Annotated in this window: 16 protein-coding genes; 5 read left to right on the forward strand and 11 right to left on the reverse strand. The window is 71.0% G+C overall.

Going from position 1 to position 18,338, the window contains the following annotated elements; genetic code table 11:
* Window positions 1-15 precede the first annotated feature (15 nt).
* The 5 genes from upp to D7Y13_RS11465 form a co-directional block, all read right to left on the reverse strand.
* Window positions 16-651 carry a uracil phosphoribosyltransferase gene (gene upp / locus D7Y13_RS11445; protein WP_120533212.1) on the reverse strand — a complete coding sequence of 212 codons (636 nt, stop codon included), beginning with the start codon at window positions 649-651 and terminating at the stop codon, window positions 16-18.
* A gap of 76 nt (window positions 652-727) precedes the next feature.
* The gene (locus tag D7Y13_RS11450) at window positions 728-1,936 is read right to left on the reverse strand and encodes a URC4/urg3 family protein (protein ID WP_120533211.1); all 1,209 of its coding nucleotides are present in this window, start codon (window positions 1,934-1,936) and stop codon (window positions 728-730) included.
* A complete protein-coding gene (locus D7Y13_RS11455; protein WP_120533226.1) occupies window positions 1,929-3,182 on the reverse strand; it encodes a GTP cyclohydrolase II in 1,254 nt (417 codons plus the stop codon). The genes D7Y13_RS11450 and D7Y13_RS11455 overlap by 8 nt, the downstream gene beginning before the upstream one ends.
* 62 nt (window positions 3,183-3,244) lie before the next feature.
* Complete coding sequence (locus D7Y13_RS11460) at window positions 3,245-4,729, reverse strand: CoA-acylating methylmalonate-semialdehyde dehydrogenase (protein ID WP_120583960.1); 1,485 nt, start codon at window positions 4,727-4,729, stop codon at window positions 3,245-3,247.
* A 202-nt stretch (window positions 4,730-4,931) separates the two neighbouring features.
* Window positions 4,932-5,372, reverse strand: a complete 441-nt coding sequence (locus tag D7Y13_RS11465; protein WP_120583949.1) for a hypothetical protein — start codon at window positions 5,370-5,372, stop codon at window positions 4,932-4,934.
* A 666-nt stretch (window positions 5,373-6,038) separates the two neighbouring features.
* Between D7Y13_RS11465 and D7Y13_RS11470 the strand changes: the two genes are divergently transcribed.
* From D7Y13_RS11470 to D7Y13_RS11480, 3 genes are all read left to right on the forward strand, one after another.
* Window positions 6,039-6,680: a hypothetical protein gene (locus tag D7Y13_RS11470; protein WP_120583947.1), complete on the forward strand. Its 642-nt coding sequence runs from the start codon at window positions 6,039-6,041 to the stop codon at window positions 6,678-6,680.
* Window positions 6,681-6,916: 236 nt separating this feature from the next.
* Window positions 6,917-8,671 (forward strand): PilZ domain-containing protein, encoded by a 1,755-nt coding sequence (locus D7Y13_RS11475; RefSeq protein WP_120583946.1) that lies wholly within the window; start codon window positions 6,917-6,919, stop codon window positions 8,669-8,671.
* The gene (locus tag D7Y13_RS11480; RefSeq protein ID WP_120583945.1) at window positions 8,668-9,408 is read left to right on the forward strand and encodes a hypothetical protein; all 741 of its coding nucleotides are present in this window, start codon (window positions 8,668-8,670) and stop codon (window positions 9,406-9,408) included. The genes D7Y13_RS11475 and D7Y13_RS11480 overlap by 4 nt, the downstream gene beginning before the upstream one ends.
* A gap of 15 nt (window positions 9,409-9,423) precedes the next feature.
* Here the strand turns inward: D7Y13_RS11480 and D7Y13_RS11485 are convergent, their stop codons facing one another.
* The 5 genes from D7Y13_RS11485 to D7Y13_RS11505 form a co-directional block, all read right to left on the reverse strand.
* On the reverse strand, window positions 9,424-10,668 hold the full coding sequence (locus tag D7Y13_RS11485) for an AAA family ATPase (protein WP_120583944.1): 1,245 nt from the start codon (window positions 10,666-10,668) through the stop codon (window positions 9,424-9,426).
* 179 nt (window positions 10,669-10,847) lie between these two features.
* The gene (locus D7Y13_RS11490) at window positions 10,848-11,369 is read right to left on the reverse strand and encodes a GNAT family N-acetyltransferase (RefSeq protein ID WP_120533205.1); all 522 of its coding nucleotides are present in this window, start codon (window positions 11,367-11,369) and stop codon (window positions 10,848-10,850) included.
* 48 nt (window positions 11,370-11,417) lie between these two features.
* Window positions 11,418-12,803, reverse strand: coding sequence for an ATP-binding protein (locus D7Y13_RS11495; RefSeq protein ID WP_120583943.1), 1,386 nt, complete (start codon window positions 12,801-12,803; stop codon window positions 11,418-11,420).
* Window positions 12,804-12,982: 179 nt separating this feature from the next.
* Window positions 12,983-14,908 carry a DUF4091 domain-containing protein gene (locus D7Y13_RS11500; protein WP_120583942.1) on the reverse strand — a complete coding sequence of 642 codons (1,926 nt, stop codon included), beginning with the start codon at window positions 14,906-14,908 and terminating at the stop codon, window positions 12,983-12,985.
* Between the two features lie 121 nt (window positions 14,909-15,029).
* Entirely contained in the window at window positions 15,030-16,253 is a 1,224-nt protein-coding gene (locus D7Y13_RS11505; RefSeq protein ID WP_233595591.1) for a phospholipase D-like domain-containing protein, read from the reverse strand.
* A 234-nt stretch (window positions 16,254-16,487) separates the two neighbouring features.
* Here D7Y13_RS11505 and D7Y13_RS11510 point away from each other — a divergent pair, with 234 nt between their 5' ends.
* The gene (locus D7Y13_RS11510) at window positions 16,488-17,273 is read left to right on the forward strand and encodes a hypothetical protein (RefSeq protein ID WP_120583940.1); all 786 of its coding nucleotides are present in this window, start codon (window positions 16,488-16,490) and stop codon (window positions 17,271-17,273) included.
* A 166-nt stretch (window positions 17,274-17,439) separates the two neighbouring features.
* Complete coding sequence (locus D7Y13_RS46885; protein WP_167508739.1) at window positions 17,440-17,613, forward strand: hypothetical protein; 174 nt, start codon at window positions 17,440-17,442, stop codon at window positions 17,611-17,613.
* A gap of 100 nt (window positions 17,614-17,713) precedes the next feature.
* Here D7Y13_RS46885 and D7Y13_RS11515 read toward each other — a convergent pair.
* Window positions 17,714-18,338: ABC transporter permease (locus D7Y13_RS11515; RefSeq protein WP_120630678.1), on the reverse strand; the 625-nt coding region annotated here is incomplete at its 5' end.

Genomic DNA, 18,338 nt, shown 5'->3' on the forward strand with positions numbered 1-18,338 from the left:
ACGTCTCGTGGCGCGCTACTTGGTGCCGAACAGGCGGTCTCCCGCGTCTCCCAGGCCCGGCAGGATGTAGCCGTGTGAGTCCAGCTTGTCGTCGATGGCGGCGGTGAAGACATGCACGTCCGGGTGGTGCTCGCGCAGGTTCGTCAGTCCTTCCGGACAGGCCAAGAGGCACACGAAGCGCAGGCTTCCGGGGCGGCTGCGCTTCACCCGCTGGAGCGCGGCCACCGCGGAGTTGCCCGTGGCGAGCATCGGGTCGCACACGATGACGTCCCGGTCCTCCAGGTCGGCCGGCACGCGGTAGTAGTACTCCACCGCGCCCAGCGACTCCGGGTCGCGGTACAGGCCGATGTGGCCCACGCGCGCGGACGGCACCAGTTGCAGCAGCCCGTCCAGGATGCCCTGCCCCGCGCGCAGGATGGGCACCAGCACCAGCTTCTTGCCGTCCAGCGCCCAGCCGGTGGTGCGGGCCATGGGCGTTTGAATCTCCTCCTCGCGCAGCTTCAGGTCGCGCATCGCCTCGTACCCGAGCAGCAGGGAGATCTCCTCCAGCAGCGCCCGGAAGGACGCCGTGCTCGTGTCCGTCTTGCGCATCACCGTCAGCTTGTGTTTCACCAGCGGGTGATCCACCACCGTGCAGTTGGGGAAGTCCATGGGTTCTCCTCGCGCCGCCCGGGGCATCCCGGACGGCCTGTGGGCCTGCTCGAAGCGCTGCCTGTCTGCTGAAACTTCAGAACACGGTGCCGTCGCTGCGCACGCGGATGGGCGGCACCCCGCCGGGGCGCAGCTCCCCCGCCACCCGGCGTCCCGCCGTCCACGTCCCGCCCTGGAGCACCTTCGCGAGCGGCAGCTCCTCCGCGCTCAACTCCAGACGGCCGCGCACCAGCGCCGCCACGCGGTCCAGCAGCGCCACCGTCAGCGCGCGCCACTCCACGATGGGCGCGTCACCGGGGTCGTACACCTCCGTCAGCATGCGCGGGTCCTGGGGCACCAGCACGCCCAGGTCCACGAAGAGCCCGCCGTTGCGGTACTCCGGCAGGCCGGTGAGCGCGTCCAACTCCGTCACCACCACGCCCGCCTCCGCCAGGGGCTCCACCAGCGAGTACGCCAGCCACTGGGACAACTTGTGGAAGGGCACCAGCGCGTCCGTGCTGTCGGGCGGCCCCAGCGCCGGGTGCGCCCACACGTCGCCCAGGTTGACGCCGTCCAACGTCGTGCGGCCCGGCCAGATGGGGCCCAGCACGTCCAGCACCGTGCCCAGCACCTCCGCGGCCCGCACGCTCCGGCGGTGCGCCGCCAGCATGTCGAACAGCGACCCGGGCCTGGGCAGCACGCGCGACAGCTCCCGTAGCAGGTGCAGCCGGCCCTCCACCCCGAACAGCGGGTTGGACGCGGACACCTGGAAGCCGCGCTCCAGCGACTCGCGCGTCATCCGGCCCAGCGCCTCCGCGTCCGCGCGCAGCGGCCGGTCCGGGTCCGACGAGAAGCCTCCCGCCATGAACATCCGGAACGACGCGACCGCCAGCCCTTCCGAGCGCACGTACGTCGCGCCCCCCCGCTCCTGGTAGCGCCACGACGGGCCGCTGCCCGCGTCGAGCAGCACGCTCACCACCCCCAGGTCCACCTTGGCCCGGGCGCGCTCCTCCGGCGGCAGCGGCGCCAGCTTCGCCTCCAGCTGCGCGAGCCGGGACACCCCGCCCGCGTCGAAGTGCCTCCAGCGGCTGTGCACCGGGATGTCCAGCCGGGGATACGCCTCATGCGTCACCGCCAGCACCCGGTCCACCACCGTCGGCAGCCTTGAGGGCTCCACCCGGAAGTACTCCAGCCTTCCGGCCAGGCCCAGGTCCAACACCTGGTGACACCGCTCGCGGATGGCCGCCGGGCTGCGCAGCCACGCCACCGAGGGGGACACCTCCCGCACCCGGATCGCGTCAAGCATCGAGGTCCCGTCCCTTCACCTGCGCCAGCGCCCCCGCGTCCGCCACCGGTCCGCGCGTGAAGTAGCCCGCCGCCTTCTTCGCCTCCATCTCCACCCGCGCGTCGGCTGGAATCAGTCCGTCCGGGATGGGCACGCGCTCCAGGATTTCAATGCCCGAGCGCACGATGGCGTCGTGCTTCATGTCGCTCATGGACACGAAGCGGTGGATGCGCGTGATGCCCAGCCAGTGCAGCACGTCCGGCATCAGCTCCTGGAAGCGCATGTCCTGCACGCCCGCCACGCATTCCGTGCGGTGGAAGTACGTGGCCGCGGAGTCGCCGCCCTCCTGCCGCTTGCGCGCGTTGTAGACCAGGAACTTGGTCACCTCGCCCAGCGCCCGGCCCTCCTTGCGGTGATACACGATGAGCCCCACGCCGCCCTGCTGCGCCATCCGCACGCACTCTTCAATCCCGTGCACCAGGTACGGGCGACACGTGCAGATGTCGCTGCCGAACACGTCGGAGCCGTTGCACTCGTCATGGACGCGCGCCGCCAGCGGGACGTCCTTGTCCGCCAGCCTCGCGATGTCGCCAAACACATACAGCGACAGCCCGCCAATGGGCGGCAGGAACACGTGCAGGTCCGGGCGGGTGATGAGCTCAGGGTACATGCCGCCGGTGTGCTCGAAGAGGCCCCGGCGCAGCGCGCCCTCCGTGAGGCCGAAGCGCTCCGCGATGCCCGGCAGATACCAGACGGGCTCCACCGCGGCCTTCACGACCTTGATGTCGCCGTTGGCCGCGACCAGGTCGCCGTCCACCTTGAGGCGCCCCGCGAGCATCGCGTCGCGTACTTCCGGCATGTTGATGTGGGCCCGGGTGACGGCGATGGTGGGCCGGTAGTCCACGCCCTGCTCGGCGTACGCGCGGAACACCTGCGACGCCACCGCGCCCCAGGGGTCCAGCGACACGATGCGCTTGGGGTCGCTCCACGACGGATACGGGCCCACCTGCGCGGCGGGGGACGTGTTGGTCAGGTCCGCCTTGTGGTCCTGCGGCAGCTTGCCCGCGGACACCGCCAGCGCGCGGTAGATGGCGTACGCGCCCGAGTGCGTGCCGATGACGTTGCGGTTGCCGGCGTCGGACATCGTGGCCACCACGGGGCCGCGCCGCAGCGGCTCCGTTTCGCCCCAGCGCAGGGGCACCCCTGGCGCCTGGAGGTCCGGGTGCGAGGTGAGACGGATGTGATTGACGGGCTTCTTGTCAGCCATGGAAGCGCCCTCCTGTCGGGCGCGGGGAAGTCCTGGAAGGTTTTCGGGGAAGCGAAAGAGGGTCAGCTCATCCACGAGCCGTCGGAGCGCGCGGACCACTTGCGCGTCACCTTCTTGCGGTGGCTCCAGAAGTCGAGGCTGGACGGCCCGGTGATGTCACCGTGGCCGAACTTCGACTCGCCCGTGCCGCCGAAGGAGAAGGGCTCGCGTGGCACCGGCACGCCCACGTTGACGCCCACCATGCCGGCCTTCGCGCCCTCCACCACCGTCTGCGCCACCGCGCCGTTGGTGGTGAAGATGGACGCCGCGTTGCCGTACGGGGACGCGTTCTCCACCGCGAGCGCCGCCGACAGCGTGGTCACCCGCACGATGGACAGCACCGGGCCGAACAGCTCCAGCCGCGCGGCCTCCATGTCCGGCCGCACGCCGTCCAGCACCGTGGGCCCCAGCCAGTTCCCGTGCGTGTAGAGCTCCCCCGTGGGGCGCCGCCCGCGACCATCCAGGAGCACCAGCGCCCCGTCCGCCTTCGCCTTCGCGATGGCCGTCTCCAGCCGGTCCACCGCGCCCCGGTCGATGAGCGCGCCCATGCCCGGGCCGGGCTCCAGCCGCGCGGCGCGCCTGACGATGTCTTCCACCAGCGGCTGCACGTTGCCCACCGCGAGCATCACGCTGGCGGCCATGCAGCGCTGACCCGCGCAGCCGGTGAACGAGTCCACCACCGCCTGCGGCGTCAGGTCCGGATCCGCGTCCGGCACGACGATGAGGTGGTTCTTCGCGCCGCCCAGCGCCAGCACGCGCTTGCCGTGGCGGCTTCCTTCCGCGTACAGGTGCCGCGCCACCGGGGTGGAGCCCACGAAGGCCAGCGCCTTCACGTCCGGGTGCTCCACCAGCGCGTCCACCGCGGGCTTCGCGCCGTGCACGATGGAGAAGACACCGGGTGGGTAGCCCGCCGCCACCATCAGCTCGCCCAGCGCGCACGCGGTCAGCGGCACCTTCTCCGACGGCTTGAGGATGAAGGCGTTGCCCAGCGTGACGGCGATGGGGAACAGCCACAGGGGCACCATCGCCGGGAAGTTGAACGGCGTGATGCCGGCGACGACGCCCAGGGGCTCGCGGCGGTACTCGCAGGTGACGCCGCGGCTCACCTCCAGGTGCGCGCCGCTGTCCAGCTGCTGGAGCGACAGGGCGAAATCACAGACCTCCAGGCCCTTGAGCAGGCCCGCGCGCCCCTCCGCCACCGTCTTGCCGGACTCGCTCGCGGCCAGGTGCGCCAGCCGCTCCAGGTGTCGCTCCAAGAGCCCCCGGAAGGCCTGGAGGCACTGCGTGCGCTCGCGCAGCGGCGTCAGGCCCCAGTCTCGCGCCGCGCTCTTCGCGGCCTCCACCGCCTGGGCGACACCGGACGCGGTGGTCAGCGGCACCCGGCCGATGAGGGCCCCCGTGTAGGGGCTGCGGACGTCTTGCGTCTGGGCCTCGGTGGGAGACAGCCATTCCCCGCCCACGAGGTTACGACAAGAGACAACGCTCTCGGGAAACCGAACCAAGGACACGCGCACCCCCCCGGTGTTGCGTGACGAATTGGCCGCAATGGTAGACGCAAGTCGATGACGCTCGGCAAGCCGGGGGGACACAACGGTGTCCTCGCCTGATCGGAAGCGATGGATCTCCGAATGTTGGTGTGTCGCAAACCCGACCGATGCGCGGGCGGGTGTTCAGCGGCCGTGGGTGCGCCAACGTGCGCGCCGCGCCTCGTCAGGCCTGGGCGAGCATCCGCTGGTGGCGCTCGGACAGGCTGGCCGTGTCGATGCTGCCGCGCAGCTCCGCGATGGCGGTGGCGTCTTCCGTGTCCGGGTTGAGGCCCAGCGACATGGCCTCCAGGTACAGCTCCAGCGACAGCAGGAAGCGCGAGTCGGCGGTGAGGGGGTCCCCCTGCTCGCGCATCAGCTCGCCGTCCTCGCGGACCAGCTTCGCGAGCATCCGCACCCGGGCGAAGGTGCCGAGCAGCCGCGAGGTGGACTCGGCGTCCGCCAGGATGAGGGTGCTGTACTCCATCCCGAGCACGTCCAGGGACGTCCCCCGGATGAGGGCGCGCGCGTCCCCGTACCGCTTCTCCTTGCGGGCCCGGAGGATGCTGGCGATGGCGGCGACGAACTGCTCGACGGCCCGCTCGATGAAGTCCTTGCGGATGGACATGGGCTCTGGAGGCTAAGCGCGTCCGGAGGGGTACGCACCTTTCCCACCGATAACACCGAGCCTTGTTACATGTAACCCAGGGGGTCTCCTGTCTTCGCTGCTGACCGGCGGTCAGACGCCGGGGTGGCGGCACGCCCTCTACGTGCCACCTCCCCGTGACAGAGCGGCTCAGTCCGCGCAGGGCTCGATGTCCCACGGGTTGTGCCGACGCGAGCCGCCCCTCCGCCAGGATGGACACCAGGCGCAGCAGCCCCACCTCCACCGGGCCCTGGGCCTTCAAGGTGCCGTTCAAGAGGCCTTCGCTCTGGATCCGGAAGCCGCGCCGGCTTCCGTCGCCAGGGCGGTCGAGGAACCCAGCATCATTCCCATCGAGGCAACGACAGTCATCCCCCACTTCATTGGCAACCCCCTCCGCTTGTCAGTGATTGGGGCTCACGCTCAAACGGTGGTCCTGACAATCCTTACGGGGGGCTCATGACAGACTGTCGCGGTTCCCGGAGGCGCGGAGCTTTCCCTGCAAGGAATCACAAGGACTTGGCGACCGGCACGCGGATTGCTAATTCCTCTCTCCAAAGGAGCCATACCATGAGGACGATGAGGTCTGGGATTCATGCCGCCGCCCTGCTGGGAGCTTGGTTTGTCGGAGGGACCGCATGGAGCGAAGAGGTGCGGCTCACCGTCAAGGACACCCCCCACCCCTTCGCCACCGCGGTGAAGCGTCTGGAAACGCGTGAGGGTTGGGGCATCACCTATGAGGAGGCATTGACGGCGCCTGCGCCGGACGGCGCCATCGACCTGACCTATACCGTCACGGAGGCCACCCGGAAGGATGCGAAGCTTCAGGAGAAGGTGCTGAACCAGCTCATAGCCCAGCAGGCCGGGAAGGCCGCGCCCCGCTTCCGCCTGAGGAGTGCCGGGGGGCTCTGGCACATCACCCCCGTGCAGGGGTCTCCCCTGGATACGCCCATCACGCTGCCCCGCATGGAGCGTCCCCTGGGAGAGGTCCTCCAGGCCCTCTGCGCCGAGGTCACGAAGCAGGGCGGAACGCCGCTCGAGTTGGGGAGCACGACGGGGCTGCGGTTGGAGACCCCCATCACGTTGGAGGCCACCCTCCAGGAGCCCGCCCGCACGGTGCTGGCCCGGGTGCTCAACAGCGATCCCCGGCGCGCGGCCTGGACCCTGCGCGCTCAGGAGCCGGAGAAGAAGTACGTCCTCTCGCCGCACCGCATCTTCCGCCTCGCTGGCGACACGCCGCCCCCGTCCACGCCGCCGGCGGAGGCTCCGAAACCGCGGCCCTCGGGCGGATGACCCCGGGGCCCAGGGCCTGGGCATGAGGACGAGCGCAGAGATGGAACGGAACGAGCAGGCGGTGAGCCCACCCTGAACGGGACCGACATGTGCGGATGTCATGGGGGCTCCGTCGCAATCCTCCGGATCCAACAACCCAACCGGTGAGCCGGCTCCGTATCCATTTCAAGCACGCTTCCCCGTGACCCACGGGTGAACCCAGCGCGTGCCGCCGTCCATCATCCGGGAGAGACACCGTGGGAGCGCACGTCGCGCGGGCACAGCTGCGTCCGTCGTCCGAGGCACCGGGCCTGGAATGGGCTTCCGGTGCCCCGTCCGCCCTCATCCTGGACGACATCACCGACCCCGTGCGGATCCGCTCCATCCTCACCACCGCGGCGGCGCTGGGCTCCCCTGCCCTGCTGCGGCGGGGTGAGACGGTGATGCCGCTGCGGCTCTCGCGCCTGGATGCGGCCACCGGGTGTCTGCACTGGACGGGGCCGGCCGTGGACGTGGGCGCCTGCGACATTGAAATCCAGGGTCACCACTGCATCTACCGGCTGCACGTGACGAAGGACATGCGCCAGGCGGACGCGTGGGAGACGCCGCTGCCCTCGCGCATCATCCAGGTGCGGCGCCGAGCCTGGCGGCGTGCGCCCGCGCCCGGGTCGCTGCGCGTGCGGTTGCCCCTGCCCGGGTGGCTCGGCCGGGAGCGCTCGGCGGTGGACCTGTCCCTGGGCGGACTGTCGCTGCGACTGGCCCCGAGCGAGCGCCTCTCCGTGGGTCGGGTGCTCCAGCCCATCGAGCTGCTCACGGAGGACGGTCAGCGTCTGTCATTGCGCGGAGAGGTGCGCCATGTGTCCGCCGGCGCCGATGAGACCTTCCACTGCGGTCTTCAGGTGACACCGCTGACCCGGGACGACGCGGAGCCCTGGCGCGCGCTGGTGACCCAGGCCCTCCATCCGACGACGCGCGCGGATGGAGCGCTGGTGGAGGCGCACTGGCGGCTGTTCAGCGACTCCGGCTACTTCGACCTGGCCGGCCGCTCCTCCGAGCGGTTCGAGGCACGACGCGCGAGCTTCGTGGCGCTGGGGAAGCGGGTCGCAGGCCTGGAAGCCGTCCTCTCCGAGGTGGTGTGGCCTTCGGAGCGCGGGGTGGAGGCGACGCTCTCCATCATGAAGCCCTACCGCTCCCTGTGGATGGTGCACCAGTTGGCCCGGCACCAGGACGGCTCGCGGTACGAGCGCACCCGGGGACGGATGTTGCGCGACGTCTACGTGCGCGCCGTGGAGCATGCGCAGGCGGACAGCGCCTTCCGGTGGTTCGCGGCGTACATCGAATCGACGGTGCCCTTCACCCACCGCGTGCACGTCGGCTTCGCCGAGCGGATGGCCGGCACGGGGCGGACCTGCCTGCTGCCGATGCGGATGATCGACGTCGAGTGCGCGCATCCCAGCGGCCAGGAGGACTCCGGGCTGGAGCTGGGCCCCGCGACGGATGCGGAGCGGAGGCGGCTCGTGGAGGAGCTCGCCCTCACCCGGCCCGCCTGCTACGCCGAAGCGCTGGACCTCCGGCTGGAGACGCTGGACCTGGAGGACGCGGCGCGGCCGTGGGTCTCCCGGGGGCTGGAGCGCGAGCGGTACGTGCTGGTCGCTCGGGAGGGACTGACGCCCCTGGCGGTGGCCGTGCTGGAGGTCGGGCCTCCGGGGACCAATCCCTTCCGCCTGCTGGACTCCGCGCGCCTGTTCCCGCTGTCCGAACGCGGGAGGGACGCCTACCCGGCGCTGCTGGACGAAGCGCGCCGCTGGTTCGCCCGTCGGGACCGCGACAGCTTCACCTTCCTCGCGGAGGCCCCCGGCGATGTCGAAGCGGCGGGCCTGCACGACGACGCCCCCGAGGCCAGGCCCTACCTCTGGATCATCCCCGCGGACCTCGCTTCCGAATTCCTGGAACACATCCACGAGCAGACGGCGCCCCGTCCGCTCCACCCTTCCGAGAAGGAGCTGTCATGAGCCTGATGCAGACGCAGTACCTGCCGCACGTGCAGGAGACCCGAGCCCGCCTGGAGTCGGACCCCGTGGTGCGCACCTTGCTGGACCCGGGCATCTCTCCCGGCGTGATGGAGCGCTTCCTCATCGAGTGGTCCGCCCGGGGCGCCTACATGACCGAGCCGGTGGACGGGTGGATCCGCGGCGCGGGCGAGCGCTGCCTCGCGCTGGGCCAGGAGAAGGTGGGCCGTCAGCTCATCACCCACGCGAAGCACGAGGCCGGCCACCACCTGATGACCATTCAAGACGCTCGGGTGTTGGTGGACACGTGGAACAAGCGTCACGCGGACGTGCTGGACGCGGACGCGCTGGTCGCGCAGGCGCCCACGGACGCCATGCGCGAATACCGGCAGGTGCACGACGAGGCCATCACCGGCGACCTGCCCCTGGGCCAGGCCGCCATCGAGTACGAGGTGGGCTATCTGGCGGTCGTGCTGGTGCCCCGCATCCTCGCGAACGTGCGCGCGGTGCTGGGGCAGCGGACGCTGGACACGCTCACCTTCCTGAAGGAGCACGCGGAGGTGGACGTGGGCCACACCGCGCTCAACGAGCGGATGATGGAGGACCTGCTGCGCACGCACCCCGAGGAAGGCCCGCGGCTGGCGGTGTACGGCACGCGCGGGCTGGACTGCTACCTGCGCTTCCTGGGTGACTGCATGCGCGCGGCCCAGGACACCGGCCGCCTCTCCGCCGCGGCCTGAGCCTGCTGCCGCAAGTCACGGAGCCGGGTGCAGGGGCTTGCGTGACTCCCAGTACTCGCGAAGCGCGGGCACGGAGACGAGCTCGCGCTCGGGATAGCGCAACGCCGTCAGCTTGCCTCCGAACACGCAACCGGTGTCCAGGCAGACGGTGTTGTGGACCCACTCGGCTTCCGGCACCGAGGTGTGGCCGTACGCCACCACCGCGCTCCCCCGGTACTGCTCCGCCCAGTCGGCGCGCACCGGCAGGCCATACGCATCCGCTTCGCCCGTCGTCTCTCCGTAGAGCGCGAAGTCACGCATCTCCGTGGAGTCGCGCCCGTGCATCGACTCCTTCAAGCCCGCGTGCGCCACCACCAGGCGTCCGTCGTCCAGGACGTAGTGCGGGGAGCGGGCCTCGATGAAGTCCGCCACCGCCTGTGAGAACTCCGGGGGCTCGCGCTCCAGTTGCTCCAGGGTCATCGCGAGCCCGCGCGCGACCCGCACATCCTTGCCCCGCAGCTTCTTGAGCAGCTTGATTTCATGGTTGCCCGGCACGCACAGCGCCGTGCCCGCCTCCACCATGCCCATCACCAACCGCAGCACGCCCGTCACGCCCGGGCCCCGGTCGATGAGGTCGCCCAGGAACACCACCCTGCGCCCCTCCGGCACCCCCACGTCGAACCCGGGCGAGCCGTCCGCGCGCGGCGCGACCGTGTAGCCCAGCTTCGTCAGCAGCGCCTTCAGCTCGTCGAAGCAGCCGTGGATGTCTCCGATGATGTCGAACGGTCCGTGTTCCTCCTGGCGGTGACTCGGCACGCGCTGCCGTTCAAACGACACCGCGTCCACCGTCTCCGGGGTGAGCACATGGATGTGCTTGAAGCCCTCCTTCGGCAGGCTCCGCAGGGCGTTCTGCAGTTGCTGCGCCTGATTGCGCAGCCCGCGTGCACTGGTTCCGGGGCGGGAGCGATTGCGCTCCAACAGGAGCGCTTCCGGCAGGTCCAGCACCACCGCCACCAGGGGCACGTGGTGTTCACGCGCCAGGGCCATCCAGCGCTTGCGTGACTCGGCGCTCAGCGGAACGCCGTCGATGACGGTACAGGCGCCCCGCGCCAGCCTCGCGGCCACGTCGGCGTGCAGCGCGGCGGCCTCCGGGGACGTGCCATCGTTGACGTCGGACACCACGTCCGTGGGCGGGAAGTGCCGGTGGGCGAGCGTGGAGCGGCCGGAGCCGGAGGGACCGATGAGCAGCACGAGCGACTGCCCTGGGATTTGGAGCTTCATGGTTCGAACACCGACGTGAGGGTCGGCGCACCGACCGGCGCCCCTTCCGGGGCAGGGCGCACGCCGTCACTCCAACGCGCGACCCCGACCGGCGCCCGGGTCACGCGAAGCCTCGCGGACCCTCCGGCTCCGGACGGGATGAGCCCCCTACGTGCGGCCGCGCGTCCACCTGACATGCGTCACTTCAACGGCAGGATGAAGGCTTCCAGGTACACCTCCGGACGGTCGATGTCGCCCGCGGGCGTGCGCTGGTAGCCCCGGCGCTCGTACATGCGCGCCACGCCCGTCGCGCCCCGGCGCACGTGGAGGGTGATGGCGTCCAGGCCCCAGCGCCGCGCGAGGACCTCCGTCTCCGCCAGCAGCGGCTGCGCCAGGCCCTTTCCGTGGACGCGCACCGACGTGGCCAGTGCCCGCAGGTCCGCCGTGCGGGGCAGCCAGGATTCGGAGCCGGGCGCGCCGGGCGGGTACAGGGCCACCGTGCCCACGATTTCGCCGTCCAGCTCCGCCACCAGGAGGGTGCACACCTTCCGGCGCGAGGCCACGTCGCGCAGGAACGCCTTGCGCTCCTCGGAGTAGACGACCTCCGGCAACTTCTTCGCGTACTGCGTGATGTAGGCGTCCACCAGCAGCTCGCCAATCGCCCCGTCATCCTCGGGGCGAGCCTCGCGGATGAGGGTCCGCGCCACCAGGTCCGTGCTCATGTGCCGCCCCCTAGCACGCTGGCTGCCAGGGGGACAGCGGGCCGTCGTTCAGCCCGGGTTGCAGGGCAGCTCGACCGTGAAGGTGGCGCCGCTGCCGGGCTCGCTCTCCACGCGGATGATGCCGCCGTGGGCTTCAACCCCCTGCCTGGCAATCCAGAGCCCCAGCCCCAATCCCCCATAGTTGTTCGTCGACACCGCGCGCTCGAACCGGTCGAAGATGCGGGCCTGCGCATCGAGGGGAACCCCGATGCCGTGGTCCTTGATCACCAGCCGTGCCCGGTCCCGGGACGCCTTCACCATCACCTCCACGGGCTTGCCCGCGCCGTACTTGAGCGCGTTGGAGAGCAGGTTCGTCACCACCTGCTCAAGCCGTGACCGGTCCCACCGGCCCCACGTCGGCTGATCGACGAGCACCCGGAGCTGGCAGCCCGACCGGGTCACCTCTTCGGAGGCGCGGTCCACCCCCTCCAGCACGAGGGCCGCCAGATCACATTCCTCGGCCTGGAGCACGAGCCGCCCCTCGCTGATGCGGACGACATCCAGGAGGTCCTCCGTGAGCGTGCCGAGCCGCTCCACCTGACGCCGTGCCCGGTCCAGCCGCTCCTGCACGCGCGCATCCCCCACCTCCCGCGCCAGACGCGTGAGGGAGTGGAGCTGGAGCTGGAGGGCCATGAGGGGCGTGCGCAGCTCGTGCCCGGCGATGGACAGGAAGTCATCGCGCAGCCGCACCGCCACCAACAGCTCCTTCTCGATGCGCTTGCGGTACTCAATCTCCGCTTCGAGCATCTTGGAGCGTTGCTGGAGGACCGCGACTTCGCGCAGGCGCAGCTCATCGGCGGGAACGCCCGAATAGGCCTCGGTGGGGCTGACGTGGGCATGCGCGCCGCAGACGTCCTGGAACACCCGCGCATCCTCCTGCGTCTGGAAGCCTCCCAACGCATAGGCGCACAGCAGGCCGAACGGGTGCGACTTGCCAAGCTCGTTCCACTGCTCCTCCAACAGGAGCGCGGCCTTGGGGTTCTGAGCCTTCAGGAGCAGGTCCACCATCTCGCCGAAGGCGCGAACCCTCCGCCCGCCCGCGGCGCGATGGCTCCTGTCGAGCACCTCCCCGATGACCTGCTGGAAGCGACTCCAGTCCGGCAGTCCGTCGACCATGAACCTGGCGAGGGTGGCCCGGGCATCGAGCAGGACGAGCCGCCCGTCCTCCAGGGCGCGCTCCACCTCGAAGCCCAGGGCCTTCAGCCGCGCCGTGAAGCCCTCCGCGTGCGCTTCCGAGGCGATGACGACCGCGGGCTCACCCTCCTTGAAACCGGCGTCCAGGAACTTCGCGACCACGTCGAAGAGGAACGATGGATCCTCGTAGAACTGGACGCGGTGGTCGCTGCCTCCCGACGGGTGCTGGCGTTGCGCCGTACCTCCGTGGGCTGAGCTCATGGGGCATCATACGGCCGACCCGGGAATCCGCATCCGGCCCACCCGGCGGCTGCCACCTTGGCAGCATCGCTCGGGACCTTCATGCCAGGGGTACGTCACGTTCCCCACGCTCGGAGTGACGGCTTTCCGTCAGGGTTGGTCGCCCGCCAGGAAACCCCTCCCCCGCCAGCCTGGTCTCATCAGGGCGCGCGGACGCACCGTTTCCGCCGCGCGCCCTTGAGTGCCCAGGCCGCGAACAGCAGGCCTCCCGCCACCGCAGCGGATCCGCCTCCGCCCGTGGTGCAGCCGCCCGTCGGCGTCCCCGCATCCACCGTCTCCGGATCCACGCCCGGCTTCGGCGTGGGCGCCTCCTGTGACGGTCCCTCCGCGACCTCTTCCGGCGGCGTGCCCGCATCCGTGGGGTCCGGCGGCGTGCCCGCGTCGGGGGACGCCTCACTGGCGGTCAGCTCCTGATAGCGCTGGATGAGCCGCAGCCGCGCCGCATCGAACGCGGCGCCGTCGTCCGTCACGCGCGACGCGGCCGGGATCAGCTCCCGCGCCACCTTGCGCGCGAAGCCCGGGTCTCCCGCGTCACTCACCGCCTTGAGCCACTCGTAGTCCTGCATGCCCTGACGGATGAGCTTCAGGCGCAGCGACGCCACCGGCACGTCCGTCGTCCCGCCAATCGCGGCCGGCGTGCCCGGGTAGAAGAGCGTCCCGTCGCCGTTGCCATTGAAGCGGTACTGGTCCGACCACGCCGTGGAGAGCATGCCCACCGACTGGTAGTACAGCTCGCCCGTCGCGCCCTCCAGGAACGTCACCCACTCCATCGCGCGCGCCTTCGCCGCCGACCGGTCCAGCATGTACGACGGCCACCCCGCGCCCGGCTTGTTCTCCGGCGCGTTGGTGCCATACGCACAGCCGTGGCTCATGCAGCTCTGATACATCCACAACTGCGTACCGGGACGCTTCAGGAAGTCCGTGTACGTGTCGCGCTGGTCGCCCCGGAAGGTGCCTTCCGTGCCGTCCAGGTGGTTCACCAGCGGCACCACCGCGTCCACCAGGCCCTCCAGGTCGTGGTTGCCCATCTCGTGCGAGTTCGTCGTCAGCAGCGTGCGCAGCCCGGGCGCCGCCTCGCGCACCAGGGCCCCCGTCGCGTGCACCTGCGCGAAGCTCGTGCCGTAGGGCGGCTCGTCCCCCAGTTGCACGTAGGCCCGGTCCAGCCAGCCCTTCGCCTTCATGTGCGCGGTGAAGTCCCTCAGGTTCTCCGCGTCGAGCGGGCCCACGTACTCCAGGCTCGTCATCCGCGCGCCGGGCAGCCGCGTGGGCGCGGTGCCGTCCAGGTACGGCCCCCACGTCGCGTCGAAGTCGCTCCACGCGGGCGGCCAGGGCTTGCGCGGAAAGAGGCTGGACAGCGTGAAGCGGTGCTCCAACGCCATGCGCTGGTAGCGCGCGAGCAGCGGCTGCAATTCCTTCGGCGTGCAGTCCTCCCGGCCGGTGTGCGCGCGGCACACGTGCGGCGGCCACAGCAGGAACGCCGACGGCAGCGAGGACGTGCTGGGCAGCGTCGCGTCCACCACCGTCAGCCGCGCGGTCACCTGCCGCTGGAAGCCTCCGGCGGCCTCCACCGTCACCGTGCCGGTGTAGTCACCGGGGGGCGCATCCTTGGGCACGTGCACGTCCACCCAGACGGCGCGCGCCTCGCCCGCGGGCACGTCGAAGGGGAAGGCCGTGCGCTGCTCCCCGGCGACCTCGTCCGTGTCCGGCACCAGGCCGTCCGGCCACCGGCCCACCGGCTCTCCCGCCACGGAGGCCTGCTTCGTGGTGACGAGCGCCTCGCGGTACAGCGTCACGTCCGGCCCCTTCAGCGTCGCGGGGCCCTCCAGCGCGGGCAGTCGGGCGCGCACGCCCCGCAGGCCCGAGTCCCCTCCGTGCAGCGCCACCTGGAACGAGACGAACTCATTGCGCGCCCCGGTGAGGCGCACCTCGGTGGCGCTCCGGACGGCACTCTGCGGCCGGACCTTCACCATCAGCCCCTCGCCCCACACGGCGGGACTGGCCGCGAAGGCCGGCAGGGCCACGGACAGCGACAGCAGGGCGAGGCACGACGGTCGTCTCGAAGGCATGAGGGAAGAAACGCACGCGGGCCTGGGAGGGCTTCCCGCCAGGGACGCTCCTGTCAGCCGGGCAGGCAGGCGGGCAGCGGCCCCGCGGTGGCTTGCTCCCACTCGCGGCGCGCGGTCCGGCTCAGAGGAAATCGCCGATGATGCCCGGGAGCTGTTCGCCCAGCCGCTGGAGCAGGCCGCGCTGCTTCCAGCCCTGCCAGTGGATCTCCCGGGAGTGCGTGAGGTCCTGCTCGAAGGAGGCCTCCAGCGCCTTGGCCAGCACCGGATCCTCCACCATCAGGGAGCCCTCGTCGGTGTGGTTGAGCGCCAGCGGATCCATGTTGGTGGAGCCCACGATGCCCAGCAGGTCGTCCGCGAGCAGCGTCTTGGAGTGCATCATGGAGATCTCGTACTCCCAGATGCGCACCCCCTCCGACAGCAGCCGTGCGTAGGACGCGCGCTGCGCGGAGAGCACGGGCCCCACGTCGTGGTAGCGGCCCGGCACCAGCACGCGCACGTCCACGCCCTGGCGCGCCTTCTCGATGAGCATGTCGCTGAGGGCTTCGGACGGGATGAAGTACGAGTTGGCGATCCACAGCCGGTGCTTCGCCGACGCGATGGACAGCGCCCACATCTTGGACGCCTCCGACAGGAAGCGGTGGCCGGTGCTCGCGACGAAGCACGCGTGGGCTTCACCGGCCGGCGCGAGGGGCGGGAAGGACTCCGGAGGAAGGAAGTCGCCCCCGGCCTCCTGCCAGTTCTCCGCGAAGGCCACCTGCATGCCGCGCACGGCGGGACCGCGCACGCGCACGTTGGTGTCGCGCCAGGTCTCCGCCGCATCGCCGTTGCCCAGCCAGCTGCGCCAGATGCCGAAGCCGCCGGTCAGCGCCACCTCGCCGTCGCGGATCACCATCTTGCGGTGCATGCGCGCGCGGATGCGCACCGCGTCCAGTGATGCCACCGCGCCCTGGTACGGGCGGTAGATGCGCACGTCGCACCCGGCGTCCGCGAGCACGGGGGCGACGACCTCGAAGTTCACGCTGCCCAGCGGGTCCACGAGCACGCGGCACTGCACGCCGGGTGCTCGCTCGCGCAGCGCGATGAGCAGCCGGTCCGACGGAATCCCCGGACGCCAGATGTAGCTGGCGATGTGGATGCTGGAGCGGGCGGCGCGGATCTCCTCCTCGATGACGTCGAAGACCTGGCCGTTCTGCACCAGCTCCACGCCGTTGCCCGGCTCCAGTGACATCCCCAACGTCTGGGTGATGGCCACGGAGCGCGCCACCGGGTCGTCCGGCAGCGCGCGCAGGCGCAGATCATGCCGGTGGTTGGGATACGAGCACCCCGCGGCGAGCAGGGCAATCAAGATGGGCCAGGCCAGCCGCACGGTCCCGAAGGTAGGGCAGGCCCCTCCAAGACGCATCCACCGCGTGCGCGACAGTGGAGGAAGCACCGGGATGGACCCCGGCACCGTCCACCCGATGACGGTTGCACCGCGTGTCTCAAGAGGCGGGTGGTGTCAGGCGCGTCGCATGCGCACTGCTGGGAGCGGACAGCGGACAGCGGACAGCGGACGGCGGCACGGAGGACGGACACGGACATGAAGCGACGGGGGAAGGGGCGGGCCTGGGACCGGGGCGTCCGGGCGCTCCTCATGGGGAGTCTGCTGGGGGCGCCAGTCGCGCTCGCGGTGGAACAAGCGCCGGAGGTGCCTCCCGCGCAGGACGGAGCGCGTGCTCCCGAATCCCTCGCGGAGCCGCCACCGCCGCTGGAGCCCACCGCGTCGGATGTGCCGTTCATGGACACCGTGACGCCACCTCCCGCCGTGCCGCCCCGCGTCCTGCGTCCCTTCATTCCGCACGGGGAACCGGACACGAACGCGAAGCTGTCCGGCGGCACGATCGCCGCGCACGCGGGACTCACGCTGTTGCCCCTGGCCTCCGTCTGGACCGCGACGCGCGTGGGCGGTGACACCCGCCTGGGCGCCACCGCCGCGGAGGCCGCCGCCGGCACCCTGCTGGCCTCGCTCCCCGGACGCTTCCTCTTCGTCCACCCCTCCTATCCCCAGGGCCGGTGGCTGGAGTTGGAGGTCGGCGCGTTCGGCGCCGCCTTCGTGGTGACGCCGCCCATCGCCGCGCTCGGCACCTGGGGCATGGGTGAGGTCGCGTTCGGCGCCAGCGAACAACGCGGCCACGCGTACCTGGGCGCGCTCGGAGGAGCGACGGCGGGAATGCTGCTCGGCATCGCCGCGCACGAAGGCCTGAAACACCTCGCCGGCTCCAGCGAACGGCTGGCCACCTTGCGCAGCTACCTTGCGTTCTCGCTCATCGGCACCGGCGCCACCGTGGGCTATCAGTGGAGTCGCACTCCCACGCAGCGGCGTTGACGCATCGTTTCGCCGCACCGATGTTTCACTTTTCTTCCCGCGTGCGGCGCCTCGGCACCCTGCTCCCCACACCGGCGCACGGGCCTGCAACATCCCCCGTGGCGCTGTCAGACGGGGCCCCTAGAGTGCGCCTCGCAGCACGAACACGACCCAGGGAGAAGACACCATGCAGGCTCGCAAGCACGTCCGCCACATCGCGTTCATCGCCGCTGTCGTCGCCACCGTGATGGGCGTGGGCATCGCCGTCGCGCCGGCCTCCGCCACCGCGGGGGATTGCACGCCCACCTGTTTCAAGAACCCCATCTCCGGGCAGATCACCTGTACGTACCCCTGCCCGTAGTCCCGCGCGGGCAGCGCACGTAGGTCCCAGGGCCCCACCCGCGCCTGCCGGGTCGGGGCCTTCTTCATGCCCCGGACACGGAGCCCCGAAGACGACGCGCCTACTCGGAGCGCATCGCCTCCACGGGGTCCAGCTTCGCCGCGCGCGCCGCCGGGTAGATGCCGAACGCCAGCCCCACGCCGCAGCTCATCGCCAGCGACACCGCCACGGACCAGAGCGGCACCTCCGTGGGCAGTTGGATCATCCACCGCGCCAGCAGCGACAGGCCCACGCCCAGGCCCACGCCCAGCGCGCCGCCCACCAGCGACAGCACCACCGCCTCCAGCGCGAACTGCGCGAGGATGCGGTAGCGCTTGGCCCCCAGCGCCTTGCGAATGCCAATCTCCCGCGTCCGCTCCGTCACCGCCACCAGCATGATGTTCAGGATGCCGATGCCGCCCACCAGCAGCGACAGCAGGCACACGCCGAAGCTGGCCGCGGAGATGGCCGCGGACATGTTGTTGAACATCTCCGTGGTGCTTGCATTGGAGAAGATGAAGAAGTCGTCCGCTTCGTCCGGCTTGAGCCCGTGACGCCGGCGCATGAGCAGCGTCACCTCATCCTCCGCCCGTGAGAGCACGTCCGCGGAGCGCGCCTGGATGCTGATGCGCAGGTCCCGGATGCCGAAGATGCCCGCGTACGTGGTGAGGGGAATCATCGCCTGGTTGTCCTGGCTGCCCCCGCCC

It is taken from the genome of Corallococcus praedator (genome assembly GCF_003612125.1).
Classification (GTDB): domain Bacteria; phylum Myxococcota; class Myxococcia; order Myxococcales; family Myxococcaceae; genus Corallococcus; species Corallococcus praedator.